The sequence below is a fragment of the Flavitalea plasmicola genome, assembly GCF_030546645.1.
GTDB lineage: Bacteria > Bacteroidota > Bacteroidia > Chitinophagales > Chitinophagaceae > Puia.
The window spans coordinates 341,014-361,415 of record NZ_JAUOTO010000006.1 but is presented as its reverse complement, the minus strand read 5'-3'; the positions used below and the strand labels follow the sequence as shown (position 1 = coordinate 361,415).

Sequence of the window (20,402 nt, the reverse complement as noted above, 5' to 3'; positions counted from 1 at the left end):
TTCTTACAATCGGCTTAGAGTCCCGGGCCCTGAAAGCCCAGCTTCTTCAGTCCTGTCTGCACTTCGGGGCAGCTCATGAAAAGGTGCCACAGGAGGCCGGACCTATAGTTCTCTATCATCACCATTTCAGGTCCCTGATCGATGGCCAGGCAGTCTGTGTCGAACCAGGGGTTGACCAGGTTAAAGGCATCGACAAAGCCATACTGTCCCCAGGCTTTGTCTCCCAAGGTATAATAAAAGAAGCGTAAGGCGTTGAGGGACTCGGTGGGTGTAAAGGGCAGGGAGGAAATCGCGGCGGTTGGTGCGATGATCCCCAGGTCATTGGTCGGCGAGTGGGCGGCGTATCCGCTGATGTTGTCATCGCTGGCAGTGAGTCCCCAGCATTGGGCGCTGTAGCCATAAAAGCCCTGGGGGTTGGCCACACAATAATTATAGTTGATACGGGCATGGGCGGTGTCCTGTGTCCAGTAGTTGGCGTAGGCGTCGGAGAGGCCGTGAGGGTCGATGCCTAAAAAGGAATAGTGGGCAAAGAACAGGGGGCCGCCGAAACCGGGACCCAATGGAAGGACGGTGCCATAATAGGTGCTCCCGTTGCGGATGGCTCCGTTGGCTGCCCAGCCACTGTCGTATGTTGTTTTTGGGATGGCGTAGTTGGCGGAGGAAGCTGCCAGGACATAGGTGATGAGGGCTTCGTTCCAGCCTTTCACCGGCGTGTTGATGGCCCAGTTATAATCCGGGCTCCAGTTCCAGTAGAGGATATTGCGACCATCTTTCCTGTACCATGTCCAGTCGACGGCATTCCAGATGTCGTTGATCCTGCCGCGGAGGCTGATCTCTTTCGCGTCTGTCGTGCTGTTGAAATATTGCCGGGCGCAGAGCAGGCCTTGCAGCATGTAAGCAGTTTCCACGATGTCGCCGCCATTGTCCTGTGTGCCGAAGGGGATGGTGGCGCCGGTGGCGCCGTTGATCCAGTGGGAGAAGGCGCCGTGATAGCGGGTGGTCTTATCGGTGAGGAAGGTGACGATGGTGTCTATGCGGTTCAGGGCTTGTGTGCGGGTGATAAAATTGCGTTGGGCGGCTGCCAGCATGGCCATGATGCCGAAGCCGCTGCCGCCGGAGGTCACGAGGTCCCCGGAGCTGGTGCGTTCGCGGGCCAGGCCGCTGACGGGATGACCGAAGTCATAGAAATATTTAAGGGTTTGGGCCTGGACCTTGTCCAGCAGGGCGTCGTCGGAGATGCGGGGGAATTTATCGGCGGAATCGATGGCGGTGGTGAGGCTGACGGTGATGGGCGACTGCAGCGAGCCTTTGGACTTTGATTGCAGCGCCGTGGTGACGCCTAATACATATTTGGTGATCGCCTGCAGCGGCGAGGCGGGCTGGATAATGATGGTGCTGTCACTGTTGGCGTAGGAGGTGGTGTAGGTGACACCCACGCCGGCGCTGGTCTTTAGGGTAACGGCGGTATTCACACTGGCGTGATCGATGGGCGCCAGGAAGGAGAGCTGGAGGACGGGAGAGGGATTGACGCCGTAGTAGGTAAGGCCTTTGTAGGCGCCGTTGACTTTCAGGCTATTGAAGCTGAAGGAAGCCGGAGGCTCGGTGGGTGGGGGCGTCGTCGTCGCGTTGCCGCTTTTTTTGCAGGCGGCCAGCAGAAGGAAAATGGTGACAGTGAAAAATAAGCCAGGTTGCTTCATAACAAATATGGAAAAAAGAGGAGCTGCCTTTCGGTGAGGCGGGCAGCTCCTCCGTGAGATCAATTTATTTACCCAGGTTCTCCAGGTTGTAGAGGGCTTTTACGTCGTCTGCGCTGAGGGCTTTTTTATAGATCCTCAGCTCATCCATGACGCCCAGCAGGAAGCTTGCCCAGGATTGGGGATCGGCGCCAGTGGTGAGGTTAGGGTCTGTCATGAACTGTACCGTGCCAAAGACGATGACCGGGACGTTAGCGAAGTTGGGCGTACCGAAGCCTGTCTTTGTGGCTGATCCTACCAATGCGCCATTGACATAGAAGGCTACTTTTTCGGAGGCGAGGTCATAGGTGAAAGTTATATGGAGCCATTTATCCCAGGGATTGGCGATGGACCATTGATCGAACCAGCCGTCCTGTTCTGCCGTGTTGAACAAGTGCATCTTAAGTTTGGAAGTAGCATCCGACTGTCCGTCAAAGTAAATGTCCATATTGCTCCAGAACTTGGCAGGATTGACGAAACAGACGGGTTCCTGGATGCCGGTGGTATTGATGGGCGTATTGACCCAAAAGGAGATGGTAAAACTTTGAAGGTTTTTAATAGCATCCGTGGGTGTAAATAGGGTGTAGTTATTCAGGCCTACCAGCAAACCCTGGCCTTTGATACCTGTGCCATTGGAAGTGCCGTGGTTGGTAGCGGCGGTATTGCTTACGCTGTCTACCAAGTTGCCTTCAAAGGCGAAATGCGCTACCAGGTCCGAGGCTGCGACCTCGTTGGAAGTGGCATAACCCCCGAAAGTTTCTTTAGGCGCATAGCTTTTCGGGTCGAATTTTTTCTGGCAGGAAACCATGGCCAGGGTGAAGGCGGCAAGCAAACACATCGCCGGCTTTATGGTTAAATTATTGTTGTACATGTTTAATCAGTTTGATGATGGTAAGAGTTCTTTTAGGCAGTGTTAGTAGCCTTTGTTCTGTACGAGCACGCCACCGCTGTTGTCGATCTCAGCCTGTGGGATCGGCCATACCTCGTTCTTATTTGCCTTCCAGCCCAGGGTTCCAAAGACGGCGGCGGCGCGTCCCTGGCGGATGACGTCGAAGTAGCGGTCGTTCTCCATGCCCAGCTCTACCCTTCTTTCATGATAGATCGCCGTACGCAGGGCGGCCTTATCGGTGGTGGTCACTTCAGGGAGGTCCGTGGCGGGGTTGGTGCTCTTGGCACGGGCGCGGGCACGCACTTTTTCCAGGGAAACGAGGGCGGCTGCACTGTTGCCTGTCTCGTTATTGGCTTCCGCATTCATCAGGAGCACTTCGGCATACCGGATCACGCGGACATTCTGGCCGCAGCCCTGGTTGCCGCTGAGCCCGGCTATGGCGAAAGGCACATAGGATTTCATATTGTATTTGTCCGGAGCGCCTGCTGCGGGCATGGGAACGTTGTCACCACTGGGCGTGGTGGTTCCGGCCATCATAACGGTGCCTACCAGCCGGGGGTCACCGGCTTCGAATTCGTCGATCAGGCTTTGTGTGGGAACGTTGAATCCCCATCCGGCGGAGGGACTCGCATCGCGATTGCCTTGTACCTGCGAGTATTGGCTGCTGTTGATGTCGTCATTTCCCGGCACATAGTCACACTGGATCTCGAAGATGGATTCGACGCTATTTTCGTTGGCGTAGCGGAATTCCTGGTAATAATCGGGGAAGAGATCGTACACGTGCAGGGCTATCACCTGGTCGGTGAAGTTGAGCACGTCCGTCCATTTTGCCTGGTTTGTCTGGGTCTGGTACATGGCGACTTTGGCATGCAGGGCCAGGGCGGCGCCTTTGGTGGCGCGTCCGATGTCCGAGGGCCCGTAGGAGACGGGCAATACGTTGGCGGCATCGGTGAGGTCCTGTTCGATGGCCGCATAAACCTGTTCCGGTGTGCTTTGTTTTGGATTGAGAGATGCGGCGCTATCGGGGAGGTGCAATACCAGGGGTATGTTGCCGAATGCCCTTACCAGTCTGAAATAAGAGTAGGCCCTTACGAATTTGGCTTCGGCCAGGTAGCGATTTTTCAAGGCGCCGTCCATGCTGATCTTAGGGACATTGTCCAACACCTGGTTGCAGAAGTTGATGTTCTGGTATTGTCCTGTCCAGAATCCGTCCAGCTGGCCTTCCGAGGGGTCGACCGTGAAATTATCATACTGGTTGAAAAAGGTGGCGTCATTGGAAGTGCTGCCTTTTACCGCGTCGTCGGATGCGGTGTTCTCGATGGCGATGGCTGCAAAGGCCGTGTTATTCCAGGTGCGCAGGTTGCCGTACATGGAGTTGACCCCTCTTGTAGCATCATCTGCTGTTTTCCAGAAAGAGGTGGCTGGCGGCTGTCCCACCAATGCCCCTTTCGCATCGGTGAAGCTTTTTGAACAGGAAGCCAGCAGCAGACAGCCTGCGGCGATATAGAGCGTAAGTCCTTTGAGGGAACTTACCGGGTATGTTTTATTTTTCGTTGACATATAATAAAGATTTTATTGTTAGAAGGTAACGTTCACGCCAAAGTTGTAGATCGCGGAGATCGGATAGACATTGTTGTCGATGCCGATGGTCCCAGGTGCTCCGCCGCCATTCTCCACACTGCCTCCCACTTCAGGGCTGAATCCTTTGTATTTGGTGAAGATCACCGGATTCTGTGCATTGACGTATACCCTCAATTTCTGGATACCCAGCTTTGAGATATACTGGTTGGGCAAGGTCCAGCCCAACTGTACGTTGCGCAGACGGAAGTAGCTGCCGCTCTCCACATACCAGGAATTGATGTAGTAGTTCTGTCCGCCGCCCAGGTTAACTGAGGGATAGGAGTTGGAAGTGCCTGCTCCGTGCCAGCGTTTGTCATAGAAATCCTTCGTGAAATTCTCGTTGCCGTACCGCAGGCCTTTGTTGGCATTGTAGAGGTCTACCCCTGCGACGCCATTGAAGTCAAGGGAGAGGTCGAAAGCTTTGTATGCCCAATTGGTATTGATCCCATAGAAATATTTGGGATTGGGATTGCCGATGTTGACCCTGTCATCGGCCTTGATGAAGCCAACGCCATCATTGGAGGTCTTGGCGTATTTAAAGTCGCCGGGTTGTGCGTTGGGCTGATAGGGGTCGCCATTCTTATCCTTGTAGTTATTTACGTCATCCATCGACTGGAAGATACCAATGACCTTATAACCGTAGAAAATGCCTACCGGCTGTCCCTGTGTTGTGACGGTGGCCAGCTGGCCGCCCGTGGAACCGGCGCCGCCGCTGTAGATCTTCTGGTTATTGCCGATGGTATTGCGGACGAACTTATTCGTGTTGTAAGAGAGATTGCCGCCCACGCTATAGCTGAAATCGCTGTTGACCTTGTCGTGCCAGTTCAGGGAGAGCTCGACGCCACGGTTGCGCAGCTTGCCAACATTGATCGGCAGCTGTGCGGTGGTATAGCCATTCGAGGCCACGAACGTCAGCGGGAAGATGAAGTTGAGCGTATTCTTATTATAGAAGTCCGCTTCGATGTCCAGGCGGTTGCCCAGTACAGTGGCCTCCATGCCTATATCGGTACCCTCGCCTTTTTCCCAGTTCAGGACGGGAGGGTTAGGAGTGGTAATGCTTTGTCCCGCACCGATGACGCCTGAACCATTCCATATGATGGGGTTGCCTGTAAAGGTGGTCTGGGTGGCCACATAAGCAGGTATGCCGCTGTTGCCTACCCGTCCCCAGCTGCCTTTCAGCTTGAGGGAGTTAAAGACCTTCTGATCCTTCATAAACGCTTCGTTGGAAATGATCCAGGCTGCGCCGATGGAGGGCAAGGTAGCCCGGCCATAGGCGCTGGTGAATTTGGAGCTGGCATCGGAACGAAGGGTTCCAGTGAGAGTGTACCTGTCTTTGTAAGCGTACGTCACGCGGCCGAAATAGGAGAATACTTTTTCAAGTAACGGATAAGACTGAAAGCCATCTGCACTTTTGGATAAATCCAATGTCGTGCCACCGCCATTGCCCAGTCCCAGGTACCAGGTGGCAGGGTCGGAGCTGAGGGAGCCGTCCTGCGCGGTGGAATGGACCTCATTGTAATAATTTCTATATGCTGTCATACCTGCCAGGGCTGTCACACGATGGTCGCCGAAGGTATTGGAATACGTCAGCGTGTTTTCGATGATCCAGTTACGGGTGGAGAAATCGGTGACCGAAAGGCTATTATGCGTGCTGGTTTGCGTAGCGGTGGCTTTGTAGACAGGGGTGAAATTCTTGAACTGGTCCTGGTCATAGACGCCGCCTACGCTGCCCCGCAGGGTGAAATGATCCAGGAATTTTATTTCCAGGTAGGCATTGGTGTTCAAGTGGTAATTCTGCCTGGTGGCGTTGTTATAGTCCAGGGTCACCTGGGGGTTGCTGACGTTTTGTCCCAACCCATAATAACCGGGATCGCCATAGCTGCCGTCTGCGAATTTCACGGGTACGACGGGCGCTGCCGTATAGAGACCGCGCCAGATGCCGCCGGGTGCATCATTGGACTTGCTATAAGTGCCGATGACCGTATAGCCGGCCTTTATAGCACGGGAGATCTGGACATCATTGCTGAAGTTGCCCGTGTAGCGGGAGTATTTATTGGTCTTCAGGATACCTTGTTGAGAGAGATATCCCAGGGAGAGATTGTAGGTAGATTTCTCGCTGCCGCCATTGACGGAGACCTGGTGGTTGGTGATGATGGCGTTACGGAGAGAATTGTTGAACCAATTGGTGCCTGCCCCGAACTGGGAGGAATCCAGGAAAGCGGTGCCCCCTGAGGCGCGGGTGAGCTCGTTAAACAGGATGGCATACTCATGGGCGTTGGCCATCTTGGGTATGTTATTGGCCACCTGCCAGCCGACGGTGCCATTGTAGCTGACCGTGGTTTTTCCTTTTCCTTTCTTCGTGGTGATCAGCACGACGCCATTGGCGCCCCGTACACCATAGATGGCTTCGCTGCTGGCGTCCTTGAGGATGCTGACGTTGTCGATGTCGGCGGAGTTGAGGAAGTTGACATCCGTTACCCAGACGCCGTCCACGACGTAGAGGGGATCAGGATTGGAGGTATAGGTTCCAACACCCCTGATCCGGATCTCCGGGGAAGTACCGGGAGTGCCGGCATTGGTGATCTGCACGCCGGCAACCTTGCCTTGTAGCCCGCTGATGGGGTTGACGGAAGCCTGCTTGGAGATCTCGGCTCCTTTCACTTGTCCGACGGAGCCCGTAACGTCCAGCTTCCTTTGGGTGCCGTAACCTACGACGACGACCTGGTCGAGCTGGATGTTGGAGCGGGCCAGCTTAACGTTGATGACAGGTTGGCCGCTGACGGATAATTCCTGGGTGACATACCCGATATTGGAAACTACCAGGATGCCATCTTCGGGCGCGAGGAGGGTGAAAGTGCCGGTGTTGTCGGTGGTGGTGCCACGGGTGGTACCTTTTACGGAAACGGAGACATTGGCGAGCGGCTCTCCGCCATCGCCGGTGACCTTGCCTGTCACTTTGATATCCTGTCTGGCGAGGTTGGCCGCCAGGACGACAATGAGATTATTCTCCAGCACCTTGTATTTGAGCTCGGTACCGACAAATAGTTTGTTCAGGACATCGTTGATCTCCGAGTTGGAGACGTCGATGCTTATCTTATGGCTGATCGCATTGAGCCGGCTGTTGTACAAAAAGCGGTAAGTTCCCTGCTTTTCAATGGAGTTAAGGGCTTTCGAGATTTCTACCTGATCCAGTTTGAGAGAGACCCTACCCTGTCCGTTGACATTGGCTGATACCTGGAGCGTTGCCACGAAAATCAGTAGGAAGGCGAGTTTCATAACCAAAAGAGCTTTTTTTACGGCATGAGGACTCACGCCCCCAATCGTTAGCATTTTTTTCATATTTTTAAACTTGTGGGTTATTAAAATGACGAAACCGGTGCTGCTGTCCCAATTGCATTGCTGGTTTCCGATGTTAACCTGGCGGGGAATGCGCCAACATTTCCCGCTTTTGTTTTTTTAGCGTTATGTGCTGTTGTTGTTCATTTTACGTTTTAGCGTTTGATGATGGTTTAATCATATCAGTCATGAATGGTTACTTGTGTGCCGTCGATGCTGTAATTAAAATTTCCCGTTAGCTTCAGGGCGTCCAATGCCTGCTGGATCGTTTCTTTCTCGAAGGTGCCCGTGAACCGCAGGTCTTCCTTCCCTGAGCCATCGAAGCGGATGGTGATACCATACCAGCGTTCCATTTGCCGGGCCAGTTCGCTGAATGCTTCGTCCTGGAAAATGAGCTTGTTATCGATCCAGGAGGTTTCTATGATGGCGCCTGAATTATGTTCGTAGGTGGGTTTGCCGATCACCACCATGGATTCGTCCACTTTATTATGGCGATGTGTTTGGCTCTCTTTTGCCAGGAGGGCGCTGTCTTCGTTGTTGACGATGAGCTTCTCATTTGGCCGGAGGACGATCCTGTCACTGGCGCGGTTGCGGATGGATACTTCGATGCTTCCCCGGATAAGCGTGGCTTCCGTGGTCTTGTCGCTGGGGTAGGATTTGACATTGAAGCTGGTGCCCAGGACGCGGATATCGATATGGGCCGTATGGATGACGAAGGGTTTGGCGGCGTTGGGCGCCACGTCGAAAAAGGCTTCTCCCGTGAGCGTGACGGCCCGGAGTTTGGCATCAAAGTTCTTTTCATAGGTGATGCGGCTGCCGGCATTGAGCCAGACGATGGTGCCATCGGGCAGGGTCACGTGAGTACGGGAGCCATTGCCTGTAAAGATCTCGTTGCCTGTGAGGGTGGGCGCCATGGCTGTGGTGGGTATCACCGTTGCGGCGTTCCTGTGCCGGAACAGCAGGATACCTCCTATCACCAGGACAACGAGGGTGCTGGCGGCAGCGAGCATGGCCATCCTGTAATTCTTTCGGGGACTTTGTCCCGGCTCGCCGGTGGTGATGGCCAGGCCCAGGCTGGCGGTGTTGGTTGCTGGGGTGTAGTCGATGTTCAGGTCGTGCATGCGGTCCAGGTGCCGGGAAAAGGCCTGTTCGGCGACTTGCTGGTCGCGCCGGCTGGCGGGGTTCCACAGATCGGAGATCGTCTGCATGGGGTAATGCAGCTCTGGGTTATTGCGCAGCAATTCCTCCAGTTCCAGCAGCTCTTCGGCTGTCGCTTCTCCCGTCAGCTTTTTAGCTATAAGGTTCCAGGTATATTGTTTATGTTCTTGTCCCATTAGGCGTAGTAGGTACCTTGTAGGACAGAGAAATGGAGAAATACCCCCAAAAAAATTTTAAATTTTTTAACAATTTCTAACGGAGCCGACGTAAGGTATTGATAATTAGCTGTTTGATATTTTAAAACTTACCGGGGATGGCGGACGGAGGAGGAGATGGTCTTCTGGATGTCGAAGCTGACGGCGCTGCCGATCTTTTGGACGGCGATGGCTAACTGGTTTTCAACGGTCTTGACGGAGATATTGAGGATCTCCGCCACTTCCCTGTATTTTAGTCCATCTTCTTTTGCCAGCCGGAAGATCATCTTACATTTTGGCGGCAGCTGGTCGATGGCTTTTTGGATACGGGAGAGCATATCGGCGGTGATCAGCAGCTGTTCGGGATCAAAATAGACGCTGGTGAATTCTGCCTGTACATTGTCGAGTGCGTTCGTGGCGCTGCGTTTTTGCTTATCGAGGTAGTTATAGGACAGGTTGCGGGTGGAGACGTAGAGGTAGAGCTTGAGGTTCTCAATTTTTTCCAGGTCTTTCCGCTTTTCCCAGACCTTGATGAAAACGTCGGAAATGATCTCTTCGGCGGGCTCTTTTGCTTTGACGAGGGATTTGGCGAACTGGAAAAGGTAGGAATACAGGGAGGTGAACAGTTCTTTGTAAGCCTGCTGATCGTCGAATCGGGCGATCCTCACTTGCAAATCTTTGATTGTAATAGCGGTGATCATTGGCAATGCAAATAAGCCTATCCCTGCTGCTCAATATTTAGCAATATTAAGAAGAATTTCCAGACTATCTATTTGGACAGTTTGATTTGAAGGTATGCTGCATCATGAGAATGAATAGTATCCGGGCATGGAACGCTGGAGAAATTGGATTTATTTTCGGGGTTCTGCCGAATTTTAATACTTTTGCAGCCGCCGGTTACAGGCAGGATCCTTAGCTCAGCCGGTTAGAGCATCTGACTCATAATCAGAGGGTCGCTGGTTCGAGCCCAGCAGGATCCACAGAGATTTAACCCCCTGCGAACTTCATTCGCAGGGGGTTTTTTGTTACTTGTTGCTGAACCGGATGTTGTAGCTCGCTCCGATCCCGACGCTGCCAAGGTTTCCGCCCTTGTCGTCGCTGCGGAAGATGTTGTCGTAGTAACCAAAGACATTCCAGTCATAGTTGTGATAGCCCAGCTGGGGCTTTAAATAAAAACCGCCTTTGGCATTGTTATACCCTGTCACCACGCTGTAGCCCAGGTCTGTTCCGAAGAAAAACCCTTTGCTTTGCGGATAGACACGAATAAAGGCGCCCAGCGGTATGGTGCCGAAACCGCTGTATCCATTTTTGCCAAAGTAATGGTTGTAACCGGCGGTAAGTCCTATCCCCAGATAGTTTGTTTCCAGGAACTGTCCTTTTAATTCAAGACCGGCGACAAAGCTGCTGTAGTTGGAAAGGTTACCAACGGGTACGCCTACGTTGGCGCCCAGCTTTAACCAGGAATTCCGGGGAGTAACCTCGGTGGATTGGGCTTTCACCTGCACCGTGGCAAAAAGCATCGCTGCTGCGGAAAACATTACAATCTTGTTCATGGGTTAACTTTCCCCCATGTATTTCAAACCACATGCCACCATAATTTATCCTATGTATTAAGCTAATACACATACGCTTATTGCGAAATCAGGGGGATTATTTTCCTCAAACGGGGGTTTGGGCGACGGCGTATATCTTAACCTGATCCAGGTCTATGTGCAGGGTGACGTGACCGTTGCCGGCCTTGCTGATCCGCACGGGTCTTTTCGTGTCTTTTAGTTCGGGGCTTTGCAGCGTTAGTTCATCCAGGCGGAGGTGTTCTGTATTTACTTCGTATACGCAATCATTGTCTTTGATGTCGGAATCGATATCTTTCATCAGGGGCGTGCCCCAGAGGTCTTTCAGCTCATCGGGCAGTGCCACGAGCCCGGTGTTCATGAAATGGATGACGGGTTTGCCGTCATACAGCCTGATCCTGGCGGTCCAGCGGGGGTCCCCTTTCAGCTGTTTGATGATGGGCTTGAACTTCTTTGCTGCGATGAGCTTCTCCAGGGGGTTGGAGGAGACGGCCGAGTCAATGATGTGCAGATTTTTGTTCCTGGCTTTTAGTAATTCCTGCGACAGCGGCTGCTGGCGAGGGAATCCTTTTTCGTCGTGGGTTCCGAAGGGAAGGGCGATCCAGGCGATGTTGCCGGCGGCAAGATAGGTTTTGATCGCGGCGAATTGTTTGTCCGAGACGCAGCCTATCCCATCCAGGACCAGCGGTGTCTTTTCTTTTGTCAGGGCAACGGGATCGGCCAGCTCGGCGGCGCGGACGAAGCGATAGCCCACCTTGTTCTTCACCAGCTGGGCGCTCCATCCTTTTACCCTGTCCCAATGTTCGTGCCCTTCTGCATCCCGCCAGCCATTCTCTTTACAATAGCTGTTAAAGACCACTCTTACTTCGGGCAGATCCCTACCCTGCATGTAGTCGAGGTCGCTGTATTGTTTTTCCCAGTTGTTGGGGACGCTGATCACGTCCTCCATTTCCATGGCATGGGGCGGATCTTCTTCCAGCCGGCCATTCAAGGTGCTGCTCCAGTTGCCGACGCCCCAGAAGCGGGCCAGCGCCCAGCCGAGGTAGGCGCCTTTTTCGGTCAGCTCGTAGCTGAGGGCCATGGCGGGCGCCTGTCCTCTTTTTTCGGCGATGTCCTTTTGTACGAGGGCTTCGGCGTCCATTTCCACCCACTCCACATTCTTTACATTCGTCCCTACGTTCTCCAGCATAAAAAGATCGAGGTAAGGGGCCATTTTTTCCAGGTCGAGCGCGACGGCGCTGAGCACGATGGGCCCGGTGTTGGAGCAGCAGGTCATCAACGGCTTGTCGCCGAGGGTTTTTTTGATCATCATGATGTGATCCCTGACGGAGTCGGATTTCATCCTTAGCCAGTCTCTATAGGCGGGATTGTCATAATTACCCCATTGCAGCATTTCTTTCGTCGTGTCGCCAAAAAAGGATTTGTCTGAAAAATCGGGGATCTCGTGACCGTAATCTTTTCTGAAACGGTCCCTGCAGTATTTGCATCCGCAAGTAGTATTGCCGGGGTAGCTGCACATATCATCGACCTCGATGCCGTCGAATGGGACTTCCTTCATCAATTTCTCCAGGTATTTTTTATGCATGTCGTGATGCCCGGGATTGTTGTGGCAGAAGGCTTCGAACTGGTATTGTTTGGCGTAGCCGCGGCTGCCGTCACGCAGGTCCACTTCACAGAGATCCTGGAAGAGATGGCCTTCGTACTGGGCGAATTTTGCGGCGGTGGGATCGGGGAACAGCAGGACGGCATGGCGTTCGTACTTATTGATATACCGGAAGTCGCCTTCGTCCCTTGGCCGGCAGATGTGATTGCAGGAGTAATGGTCCATGAAGCGGATGTTGCGCTGGTGCAGCTCTTCGCATACGTTGGCATAATATCCATGGAGGCGATCGAAATAATTCGAAAAGTCAAACCTGTTGTGGAAGCCGAAATTGATCGCGGTGTCGATCTGCGCTTTTGCGAAGCCGTCAGCTCTTCTTTTTATTTTATCGATGACGGGCTTTTGGGGCCAGAGCAGGTCATCCAATGAACACCACCAGCTGGCTGCGCGACGGGGTATGAAAGCATTTCCCGCGGGGGCTTTGGGCTGAGGAGCGAGGCTGGCGGCATGCGTAAAAGTGAAGCTGTTTGCGAGGCTGAGGCTGGCGCCGGAGAGCGCGGCCAGTTGGATAAATCGTCTCCTGTTAGTTTTGGAAGGCATCTATACGCAGTTTTGTCAAATTTACCTTGTCGTACAGATCGCGCTGTCCATTAATCACGCGAAGATGTATACTTTTTTAACTATGGGGCATTGTCTTATGGCGTTTGAAATCGGCGTCCCAGTCTTTGATGGCTTCGGAGAGTGTCGACCCGCAGCCGAAGATCCCGTCACGGGGGTCGTTGCCCAGGAGGCAGCAGATAAGGTTTCCTTCCCTGAAAAGTATGGGCTTGTACTTTTTCGCGGAGGGTGGCAGATCGGCGGCGTTGTAGTCGATCCGAATAATCGCATTTTGATCAACTTTCATCGTTCACATGATTATAAGGTTCACCTATAGCAGCTTAAAAAATCATGCCATGAAAGGTGAAGGCGTGACAGTCAAGGCGCTGAGGTCATTATTTCACGGAGTGGGGGGCTTGGATTATCTTGTACACACATCCTTAAGGCAAAATGAAAGATCCCCAGGAATATGGCAAGGCGAGCGACTGCTGGCGTTTATCGAAATTTCTTCATGACAGAGACCCTATTTTAAGGCAAAAGGCCGCCGATGCCATTATCCAGCTATTCCAGCGGATGAAGTCGCGCGAGGAGCTGACCAGGGCGCTGCGGTATATGGATATCTCCCTGGGCAACCTGGATGATCTCAGGAGGTTCCCGCCGGAAACTTATTTTCAGCTGATGGTCATTGCCAGCTTTAACGAAAATGGCCGGGTGCGCGAAAGGGCTGTTCATTTGCTGAAGGAGACCCACCGTCCCGGGGCGATCCGGTATTATTTGCTCAGGGCGGCTGACTGGGTGGAGCAGGTGAGGGATGCTGCCCGGGAAGCGCTCGGGGCTTTTCTGAAACCGGCGTTCAGGAGCGAATTCATCTACCTGCTGCCGGAAGTGGAATGGTTGCTGGCCGTCAGGCGAACGGACCTTTCGGAGCTGTTTGTGAAGATCATCGACCTTATAACCAGTGAGCGGCTTACGCGGGAAACCATTCAGCTCCTGAGCGCTTACGAGCAGTCGAGGTTATTATTATTCCGGCACTATTTGAAAAGAGAGGGTTTGACGGATCCGCTGCTTTCGTTGATCCTGCAGGACAAAAGTTTTTTGATCAGGGGCGAAGTGTTCCGTTATATGCAGGCATTGCCCGGGGATCGGCAACGGGCGATCCTGTCAGGGCTGATACGCGACCGTTCGGCTAAGATCAGGCTCCACGCCTTGTATGCTTTGAAGCCTTACAGGGAAAGTTTCAGGGACGAGATCGTTGCCTTGTTATCGGATACGTCGCCATCCGTCAGGGAGTGGGCCAGGCTTTATCTCCGGCAGGAGCACTTTCCATCCGCCGCGTATTACAGGGATAAGGTCGGGGTAGAAGATCCTTCCTCCGGCGATATCATGGGCCTTGCAGAAACGGGATCGGCGGAGGATGTTGGTGTCTTTGAAAAATTTATTCGCCGTCCCGCTTCGCAGCTGGCGTGCCTGATCGCCATCAGCCGGCTGAACCCTTCGCTGGCAGTGGGCTATGCATTGGACCTGCTGACGCATTTCTCCAGTAAAACCAGTCGCAAATGTGTGGAGATCCTTGCGAAAAGCCCTGACCCGGCGACGCTGGACCGGGTCAGGGAAATGTATCGCAGGGGCACTGCAAGGGATAAGCGATTGATACTGGGATTGTATAACCGGATCGGCGGCTGGGTGATCATCGCCGATATTATGCTTGCCTTGATGGACCCGGATCTCCGTGCGATGGCCTGGGGCTATCTTCATAAATGGAGGCAGGCGGCTGTCCATCGATTTACAGTTCCTTCCTCCAAAGAGGTGGCCAGGGCGCAGGAAGCCTACGAATGGGTGAGCAATGCGCAGCTTGCCATGAGCTATGAGCAGGAAAAACTTTGGAAAGAGCTGCCTTTTTTCCTGCGGAGCTGACGTTATTGGAGCAGCCAACGCTCGTTGTCGCCATAGCTTTCCGGCCATATCACGCACTTACTGCCATTGGCGGGATTGTTGCCTTGCACATTCATGCAGCTGACGGGGGCGCATTTAGGCTTTAGCTTGTAATAGCCATCGTAATCATATACCAGCTTCCAGTACTGTGCTGTCGTCGTATTGGACGTCCAGATATCGATGAGCGTATTATCCGTATTGCTGGCGCCAGGGACGTCTACAGATTTGCCAGTGGCATTGGCCGGGATCAACCTGTAGTAACCACGGCCCAGGGGGGCGACCTGGAACTTTTGGTTAGCGCCTCCATTCCATCCATAGATCTCCACACCTGTACCGTCGGCCGTGAGTCCGCCGTGTACATCCAATGCGCTGCCGCTGTTGATCTTGGGGGTGAGGCGGTAAGTGGCACCATCCGTGAAGCCAGGTTGTGTGACAGGGGTCACCTGCTGCATGACCACGGCGCCCACGCATTCGACGGCTGTCGTCACATTATCTGCCGGAGAGGATGTTGTCCATTGATTCCAGGCGATGTTCCAGTCTGTCCGGCGGATGTTCCAGGCGGCGTCGGCATTCTGTTTCATCCAGCTCCAGTAGGTGCTCCAGAGGTTATTGTCGCGAACGAACTCGCCGAGCCCGCGGGCAAATTCAGATTGCCAGGTGCCCTGACGCTGGCCGTTTGAAAGGATCCCATTTACCGTCTTATTGTTACGGACATAATCGACCGTCCTTTTGGCATCATCGTATAAGGATTCGCGTCCGGTGAGGCGGTGCAGGTGACTCGCCGCACCTATGAATGCACCGGCATTATACACATTGTCGGCCATGTCCACGGTGCCGTCGGGACGCATATTCTCATATACGGCGCCGGTGGTGTGGTTGTAAATACTATTCCAGATCCAGTCATAGATGGCCGAGGCTTTATTGAGCCAGGAGACGTCCCTGGTAAACTCATAGAGATAGCAGCCCAGCATGACGGCGGTGTTGTTGCTGAGACCGGATTTGCTGGTGTGGGCTACGTCCCACCAGATGCCGCCGCCCAGGCTGGTATCCCAGCCTCGGTTATACGCCAGGTTAAAGGCGTATGTCGCCTGGTTGAGGAAAGTGGAATTGTGCGTGACCTGGTAGCCTCTTGCAAAGGCGAGACCAGCCCAAAGGAGGTCGTCATTGTACTGGTTCCAGGTCCAGTCCTGCTGATTGCCGGATGTGCTGGCGTTCTGTACCAGGAACGTGTTCAGCAAATTCGTGATGAGGGTGCTGTGGGCTGTGCTCTTTGTACGGCGGTATACGTCTTCCGCCATTTGTATGTCAAGGGCCTGCCGCCAGAAATAATCCTTCGTGTTGTCATTGAGAGCCGTCTTGTAATATTGCTGGGTGCCGTTGGTAATTAAGAAAGCGCTGTTGTACCCATTGATAGCGGCATCGGCATTGGGATTAGGGTCTACCGCCCGTGCAGTGGCCTCCATACCATTTGTGGATGTGAATGTGGAAGATTTATTACAGCCGGAGATAATGATCCCGGTAAGGCATAGCATTCCTGCCACGCCTGTGAGCATGTTTTTTTTCATATAGCATTTGGTTTATTGATGACTATGGGATCAGCCGGAGCTCATAGCTGAATTTTGCCGGCCCCGAATGGATGGTACAGGATTCCAGGGGGCGGGGGCCGCAGGAATTCGAACCTACGCCCAGCGTTCTCTGGCTGATGCACAGCACGGTGGCGCTGCTCTCCGGCAGGTCGATCTTATATTCTGTCCTTTCCATCTCTTCGTCGCTGTAAGGAAGGGCCGAGACCTGTAATAAGTCCTTGTCCTGGCTGACCGACAGGGCACCATTGGCTGCCGAGTTGAGCCTGGCCCAGCGGATGCCCTCGTGATTGCCGCATTCCATCGGCTTCTCATAAGGCGTCAACTGCTGTGCGACCGTGCTGGCATAGAGGCCTACATCGGCACCGGCCTTCCTGTCGGCATAGTTCTCCATGGGGCCGCGCCCGAAGTAGCTGAAATTGCTCATGTCCTTTGCCAGGAAGAGGCGGACACCCAGGCGGGCCAGCACTACCGAAGTGTTGCTAAAGGAAATGTTATTGTCGCACCTGATCCGTCCATCGCGGCGGATGAAATAGGAGGAGGTATCGACGAGGGTGAAATTGTTCTTTCCTGTCGCTGTGAGGTAAAAAGTGACGCCCATGCTGCCGTCACTGGTGCTACTGGTTGCCATGCGCTGGCATTCCCATTGTAAATTCTTTAACCCGTATTTCTCCCAGCCCTCATTGGCCCACATGTCGTCATTGCGATGGGGTGCGCGCCACAGGTGAAGCCGGGGACCACCCTGGTCCTGCAGGATATTGGCGCCCTTTGTCACCAGCCGGGAAAGGGCACCCTTGTGCTTGTCGAACTGTACTTCGAAATCTTTCCCTGTGATATTGATGAAGTTGGAGTCTTCGCTCTGCTGCAGCGGCGGTAGATCAACGATGGTGGCGGTGGCCGGTCTGCCGGAGACGGGCCATGCAAGCTGGGTGGAAGATACTGCATAACCGGCCGGAGCCCATAGGGCATCGCTCTTTGTCCTGAAGGAGACATTCAGAAAATATTCCGCGCCAGGCATGCCGTGAATTTTCCCCGTGGGGACCGTGATGTCTTTTGTCTCCCCGGGCTTGAGGCCTCCGGGATCGATGGCGCCGGAGTCGATGGGGCTGCCATTCTCCGTGATGGTCCATTTGCCCGTGAATGAGCTCAGATCGATGAACTGGTAGGTATTTTGCAAAGTGACGACCCCATTTTCCAGGTCTTTGGGCTTTACCCTGATCCATTGGTAGGCGCGTTTAAGTTCGGGATAATGAGGTTTCAGCGAGCGGTCGGAGAACACCACGCCTTTGTGAATAAAATAATGGTCGTTGGGATATTCGCCGAAGCCACCACCGAACGCGGTGATCGGATGGCCGGGGTTGCGGCGATTATATAATCCCTGGTCCTGCCATTCCCAGATGCAGCCGCCCAGGAGAGAGGGGTACTGATCGAAGAGATCGTTGTACTCGTCCACAGAACCCATTGAATTGAACATAGCGTGGGCGTATTCGCAGAGGTAGAAGGGCTTTGTCAGTTTGTCGCTGAGGGCATTGTTCTTCAGCTCGTGCAGGCCTGTGTACATACGGCTATCCAGGTCGGCCGGGTTCTTTTCGCCAATGCCGAAACCTTCGTAATGGGTGGGTCTTGTCGGGTCGAGGTCTTTGATGGTCTGCAGGGCTGCCCTGAAGTTGGAGCCGCCGCTGCCGCATTCATTGCCCAGGGACCAGATGATGACGGAAGGATGGTTCCTGAAGTTCTCTACGTTGGCTACGTTGCGATCGATGATGGCGTCTTTCATCCTTGGCTCTTCGTTGAACTCGTCCCAGGCGCCATGGCATTCCAGGTTGGCTTCCGCCAGGACATAGAGGCCATAAAGATCACACAGCTCATACCAGCGGGGATCATCAGCGTAATGGCAGGTGCGGACGTGGTTGCAGTTGGCCTGTTTGATCAGCTCGATATCGCGGATCATATTCGCCTCTGTGACGGCGTGGCCTACTTCAGGCCAGTGTTCGTGGCGATTGACGCCTTTCAGCTTGATGGGGACGCCGTTGACGGTGAATTGCCGGCCTTTTATTTCAATCTTGCGGAAGCCTGTGAGGTTGGAGAGGGTTTCGGTGACGCCTTGCTGGTCTTTCAATGTGAGGACGGTCGTGTAGAGGTAGGGCGTTTCGGCCGTCCATTTCCGGGGGTTCTGCACGGGAATACGGACCTGCACTTTTGTTTCTTCTCCGGGCTGCAGTGCGGGAATGACGGCGGCGCCTGTACTGCCCGGAATAGCATTTTCGCCTTTGTATAGCTGGATGGATACCGACTTCGCTTTGGTTGGAACTTTCGAAAAATTCTTTATCCAGGCGGAAGCATACAAAGTAGCGTCCTTGTATTGGGCATCCAGTTCCGTGGTGATATAAAAATCCCGGATATGTTCCTGCGGGGTGCTCCATAATGTAACATTCCGGAAGATGCCGCTGAGGCGCCACATGTCCTGGTCTTCCAGGTAGCTGCCGGTGGTAAAGCGATAGACCTCTACGGCGAGGACATTTTTCCCTGGGTGTACGAAGTCCGTGAGATCGAAGTCGGCGGCATTGCGGCTGTTGACGCTGTAGCCAACTTTCCTCCCGTTGACCCAGATGAAGAAGCCGGCGTCCACACCATCGAATGTGATAAAGATCCGGCGGCCTTTCCAGCCGGCGGGCAGGATGAACTCGCGGCGATAGCTGCCTACCGGGTTCCTTTCTTTAAAGGCCGTATATTTTTCAGGCGGGGTGCTCATTACGTGGGGGAAGTCCTTTTGGAAGATATACGTGAAGTTGCTGTAGTAGGGAGTGCCGTATCCTTCCACCTGCCAGTTGGAAGGGACGTTGATCTCTTTCCAGGCGCTGACATTGTAGGAGGGTTTGTAGAAATCGACGGGGCGTTGCTGTGGCCAGGCGACATAATTAAATTTCCAGGCGCCATTCAGGGATTGGCAGAAAGAAGAATGATGGCGGTCCGCAGCCAGTGCCTCTTTTAATGTGGCGTAGGGCATGAGGGTGGCGTGGTAGGGTTGTTTGTTGATGCCCTGGCAGCGGGGATCTTCGATCTCCGGGGGTATGGAGGCCGTGTCGGCGGATGCAATGGGCGGGTGGATACCGGGTGCGGCCTTGGTTTTCACCGTGAGGGCCAGGAAAAAACAGATTGCTGCCAGGATGTTCTTTGTCTTCATAATTGCAAGATAGTGAGATTTAAAAAGCGTTCAGCTCAGCCAGATGAGTATAGGTGGCATTATAGCTGGATAAGATATTTACTTTAAAATACCGCGCTTCTTTGAAGCCGGACAAAAATTGCTGCTGCAGGACTTTTGTATTCTGGAGGTTGAAGGACCCTGCCGGCTCCCAGGTGATATTATCCTTGCTGGTCTCCACGGTGACGGCATTGGGCTTGCCGGCGTTGTCGTTTTGTCTGTCGAGGAAAGCGAGTCCATGGATGATCCTGGTCTCTCCCATGTCGATGGTGATGTAGTGCGGAGGGCCGGGCTGGCCGCCTTGCCATTGGGTGTGCCAGAAGGTATTGGGGTCGCCGTCGAGCGCGAAGATCGCCCTGCCATTAGTAGGCCCTTCCCCGTTGGCTTCCTGGGAAGAGAACCCGATGACCGTCCAATTCGTCCTGTCGAAGTTGGGATAATCCTTCAGGTCGGGCTGCGCCCTGATCGTATAGAACGTGGTCTGCAGGCTTTCGTTGACCTTGGCGGAGGGGGTGGAAAGGGTGACAGGCAACAGATAGTTCTTCAATGCTTCGATGGAGCCGGCGCCATTGGTGCGGATGGTGAGCTCCAGCGGACCTGTGGTCAGCTGGCCCCTGGGTATCACGGACGATGCTTTAGCGAGGATGTAGGCTCCGTCGGGCACAATGGCATAGCTGGTGTTATTGGCTGTGTTAAAGCTATCCACCAGGGCGTTGTTGACGGAGAAGGTTACGGGTATGTCCTGTGCCGGGTAATCCTGGCCGCCGTAGTTGGCGCCGTATACAATGGACTGCAGGCTGTCGGTGATCTTCAGCGTATAGTTAACAGGGTTATTAACGGCCTCGGGCATATAGACCTTCGTGTAGTTGGACAAGGGCTGGGAAGGCAGGTCATATTTGTCCTTGCAGGCAGCCAGCAGGAGGGTGAAGGTGGCTAAGAGTTGTATGATGCGTGGCATAGGTTTGTTGTTATTGTTTAGGAAATCTG

13 protein-coding genes and 1 tRNA gene are annotated in these 20,402 nt (G+C 53.7%); 2 read left to right on the top strand and 12 right to left on the bottom strand.

Annotated elements, in window-relative coordinates; genetic code table 11:
- Positions 1 to 14: 14 nt before the first annotated feature.
- From Q4E93_RS23175 to Q4E93_RS23150, 6 genes are all read right to left on the bottom strand, one after another.
- On the bottom strand, positions 15 to 1,697 hold the full coding sequence (locus tag Q4E93_RS23175; protein ID WP_303589373.1) for a glucoamylase family protein: 1,683 nt from the start codon (positions 1,695 to 1,697) through the stop codon (positions 15 to 17).
- Between the two features lie 64 nt (positions 1,698 to 1,761).
- Positions 1,762 to 2,604: a LamG domain-containing protein gene (locus tag Q4E93_RS23170; RefSeq protein ID WP_303589371.1), complete on the bottom strand. Its 843-nt coding sequence runs from the start codon at positions 2,602 to 2,604 to the stop codon at positions 1,762 to 1,764.
- A gap of 42 nt (positions 2,605 to 2,646) precedes the next feature.
- Positions 2,647 to 4,182: a RagB/SusD family nutrient uptake outer membrane protein gene (locus tag Q4E93_RS23165; RefSeq protein WP_303589369.1), complete on the bottom strand. Its 1,536-nt coding sequence runs from the start codon at positions 4,180 to 4,182 to the stop codon at positions 2,647 to 2,649.
- Between the two features lie 18 nt (positions 4,183 to 4,200).
- Positions 4,201 to 7,518, bottom strand: a complete 3,318-nt coding sequence (locus tag Q4E93_RS23160) for a TonB-dependent receptor (protein ID WP_303589367.1) — start codon at positions 7,516 to 7,518, stop codon at positions 4,201 to 4,203.
- A 242-nt stretch (positions 7,519 to 7,760) separates the two neighbouring features.
- Positions 7,761 to 8,912, bottom strand: coding sequence for a FecR family protein (locus Q4E93_RS23155; protein WP_303589366.1), 1,152 nt, complete (start codon positions 8,910 to 8,912; stop codon positions 7,761 to 7,763).
- Between the two features lie 128 nt (positions 8,913 to 9,040).
- Positions 9,041 to 9,631: an RNA polymerase sigma-70 factor gene (locus Q4E93_RS23150; protein WP_303589364.1), complete on the bottom strand. Its 591-nt coding sequence runs from the start codon at positions 9,629 to 9,631 to the stop codon at positions 9,041 to 9,043.
- Between the two features lie 205 nt (positions 9,632 to 9,836).
- Between Q4E93_RS23150 and Q4E93_RS23145 the strand changes: the two genes are divergently transcribed.
- A tRNA-Ile gene (locus tag Q4E93_RS23145) sits at positions 9,837 to 9,910 on the top strand.
- Between the two features lie 45 nt (positions 9,911 to 9,955).
- Here the strand turns inward: Q4E93_RS23145 and Q4E93_RS23140 are convergent.
- The 3 genes from Q4E93_RS23140 to Q4E93_RS23130 all read right to left on the bottom strand — a co-directional run bounded on the left by Q4E93_RS23140 (position 9,956) and on the right by Q4E93_RS23130 (position 13,005).
- Positions 9,956 to 10,483, bottom strand: coding sequence for a hypothetical protein (locus Q4E93_RS23140; protein WP_303589362.1), 528 nt, complete (start codon positions 10,481 to 10,483; stop codon positions 9,956 to 9,958).
- Positions 10,484 to 10,589: 106 nt separating this feature from the next.
- On the bottom strand, positions 10,590 to 12,701 hold the full coding sequence (locus Q4E93_RS23135) for a hypothetical protein (protein WP_303589359.1): 2,112 nt from the start codon (positions 12,699 to 12,701) through the stop codon (positions 10,590 to 10,592).
- 76 nt (positions 12,702 to 12,777) lie between these two features.
- Complete coding sequence (locus tag Q4E93_RS23130) at positions 12,778 to 13,005, bottom strand: hypothetical protein (protein ID WP_303589357.1); 228 nt, start codon at positions 13,003 to 13,005, stop codon at positions 12,778 to 12,780.
- A gap of 143 nt (positions 13,006 to 13,148) precedes the next feature.
- Here Q4E93_RS23130 and Q4E93_RS23125 point away from each other — a divergent pair, with 143 nt between their 5' ends.
- A complete protein-coding gene (locus tag Q4E93_RS23125; RefSeq protein ID WP_303589355.1) occupies positions 13,149 to 14,612 on the top strand; it encodes a HEAT repeat domain-containing protein in 1,464 nt (487 codons plus the stop codon).
- A gap of 2 nt (positions 14,613 to 14,614) precedes the next feature.
- On the opposite strand, the gene Q4E93_RS23120 is transcribed toward Q4E93_RS23125, so the two are convergent.
- Genes Q4E93_RS23120 through Q4E93_RS23110 form a run of 3 tightly spaced genes read right to left on the bottom strand, consistent with a single transcriptional unit; the run spans position 14,615 to position 20,373 of the window.
- The gene (locus tag Q4E93_RS23120) at positions 14,615 to 16,195 is read right to left on the bottom strand and encodes an RICIN domain-containing protein (protein WP_303589353.1); all 1,581 of its coding nucleotides are present in this window, start codon (positions 16,193 to 16,195) and stop codon (positions 14,615 to 14,617) included.
- 22 nt (positions 16,196 to 16,217) lie between these two features.
- Entirely contained in the window at positions 16,218 to 19,397 is a 3,180-nt protein-coding gene (locus Q4E93_RS23115; RefSeq protein WP_303589351.1) for a glycoside hydrolase family 2 TIM barrel-domain containing protein, read from the bottom strand.
- A 19-nt stretch (positions 19,398 to 19,416) separates the two neighbouring features.
- Positions 19,417 to 20,373 carry a discoidin domain-containing protein gene (locus Q4E93_RS23110; protein ID WP_303589349.1) on the bottom strand — a complete coding sequence of 319 codons (957 nt, stop codon included), beginning with the start codon at positions 20,371 to 20,373 and terminating at the stop codon, positions 19,417 to 19,419.
- Between the last annotated feature and the right edge of the window lie 29 nt (positions 20,374 to 20,402).

Excerpts from the sequence above, each read along its gene's own strand:
- Q4E93_RS23175 (WP_303589373.1), bottom strand. The coding sequence starts at position 1,697 with ATGAAGCAACCTGGCTTATTTTTCACTGTCACCATTTTCCTTCTGCTG.
- Q4E93_RS23170 (WP_303589371.1), bottom strand. The coding sequence starts at position 2,604 with ATGTACAACAATAATTTAACCATAAAGCCGGCGATGTGTTTGCTTGCC.
- Q4E93_RS23165 (WP_303589369.1), bottom strand. The coding sequence starts at position 4,182 with ATGTCAACGAAAAATAAAACATACCCGGTAAGTTCCCTCAAAGGACTT.
- Q4E93_RS23160 (WP_303589367.1), bottom strand. The coding sequence starts at position 7,518 with ATGAAACTCGCCTTCCTACTGATTTTCGTGGCAACGCTCCAGGTATCA.
- Q4E93_RS23155 (WP_303589366.1), bottom strand. The coding sequence starts at position 8,912 with ATGGGACAAGAACATAAACAATATACCTGGAACCTTATAGCTAAAAAG.
- Q4E93_RS23150 (WP_303589364.1), bottom strand. The coding sequence starts at position 9,631 with ATGATCACCGCTATTACAATCAAAGATTTGCAAGTGAGGATCGCCCGA.
- Q4E93_RS23140 (WP_303589362.1), bottom strand. The coding sequence starts at position 10,483 with ATGAACAAGATTGTAATGTTTTCCGCAGCAGCGATGCTTTTTGCCACG.
- Q4E93_RS23135 (WP_303589359.1), bottom strand. The coding sequence starts at position 12,701 with ATGCCTTCCAAAACTAACAGGAGACGATTTATCCAACTGGCCGCGCTC.
- Q4E93_RS23130 (WP_303589357.1), bottom strand. The coding sequence starts at position 13,005 with ATGAAAGTTGATCAAAATGCGATTATTCGGATCGACTACAACGCCGCC.
- Q4E93_RS23125 (WP_303589355.1), top strand. The coding sequence starts at position 13,149 with ATGAAAGATCCCCAGGAATATGGCAAGGCGAGCGACTGCTGGCGTTTA.
- Q4E93_RS23120 (WP_303589353.1), bottom strand. The coding sequence starts at position 16,195 with ATGAAAAAAAACATGCTCACAGGCGTGGCAGGAATGCTATGCCTTACC.
- Q4E93_RS23115 (WP_303589351.1), bottom strand. The coding sequence starts at position 19,397 with ATGAAGACAAAGAACATCCTGGCAGCAATCTGTTTTTTCCTGGCCCTC.
- Q4E93_RS23110 (WP_303589349.1), bottom strand. The coding sequence starts at position 20,373 with ATGCCACGCATCATACAACTCTTAGCCACCTTCACCCTCCTGCTGGCT.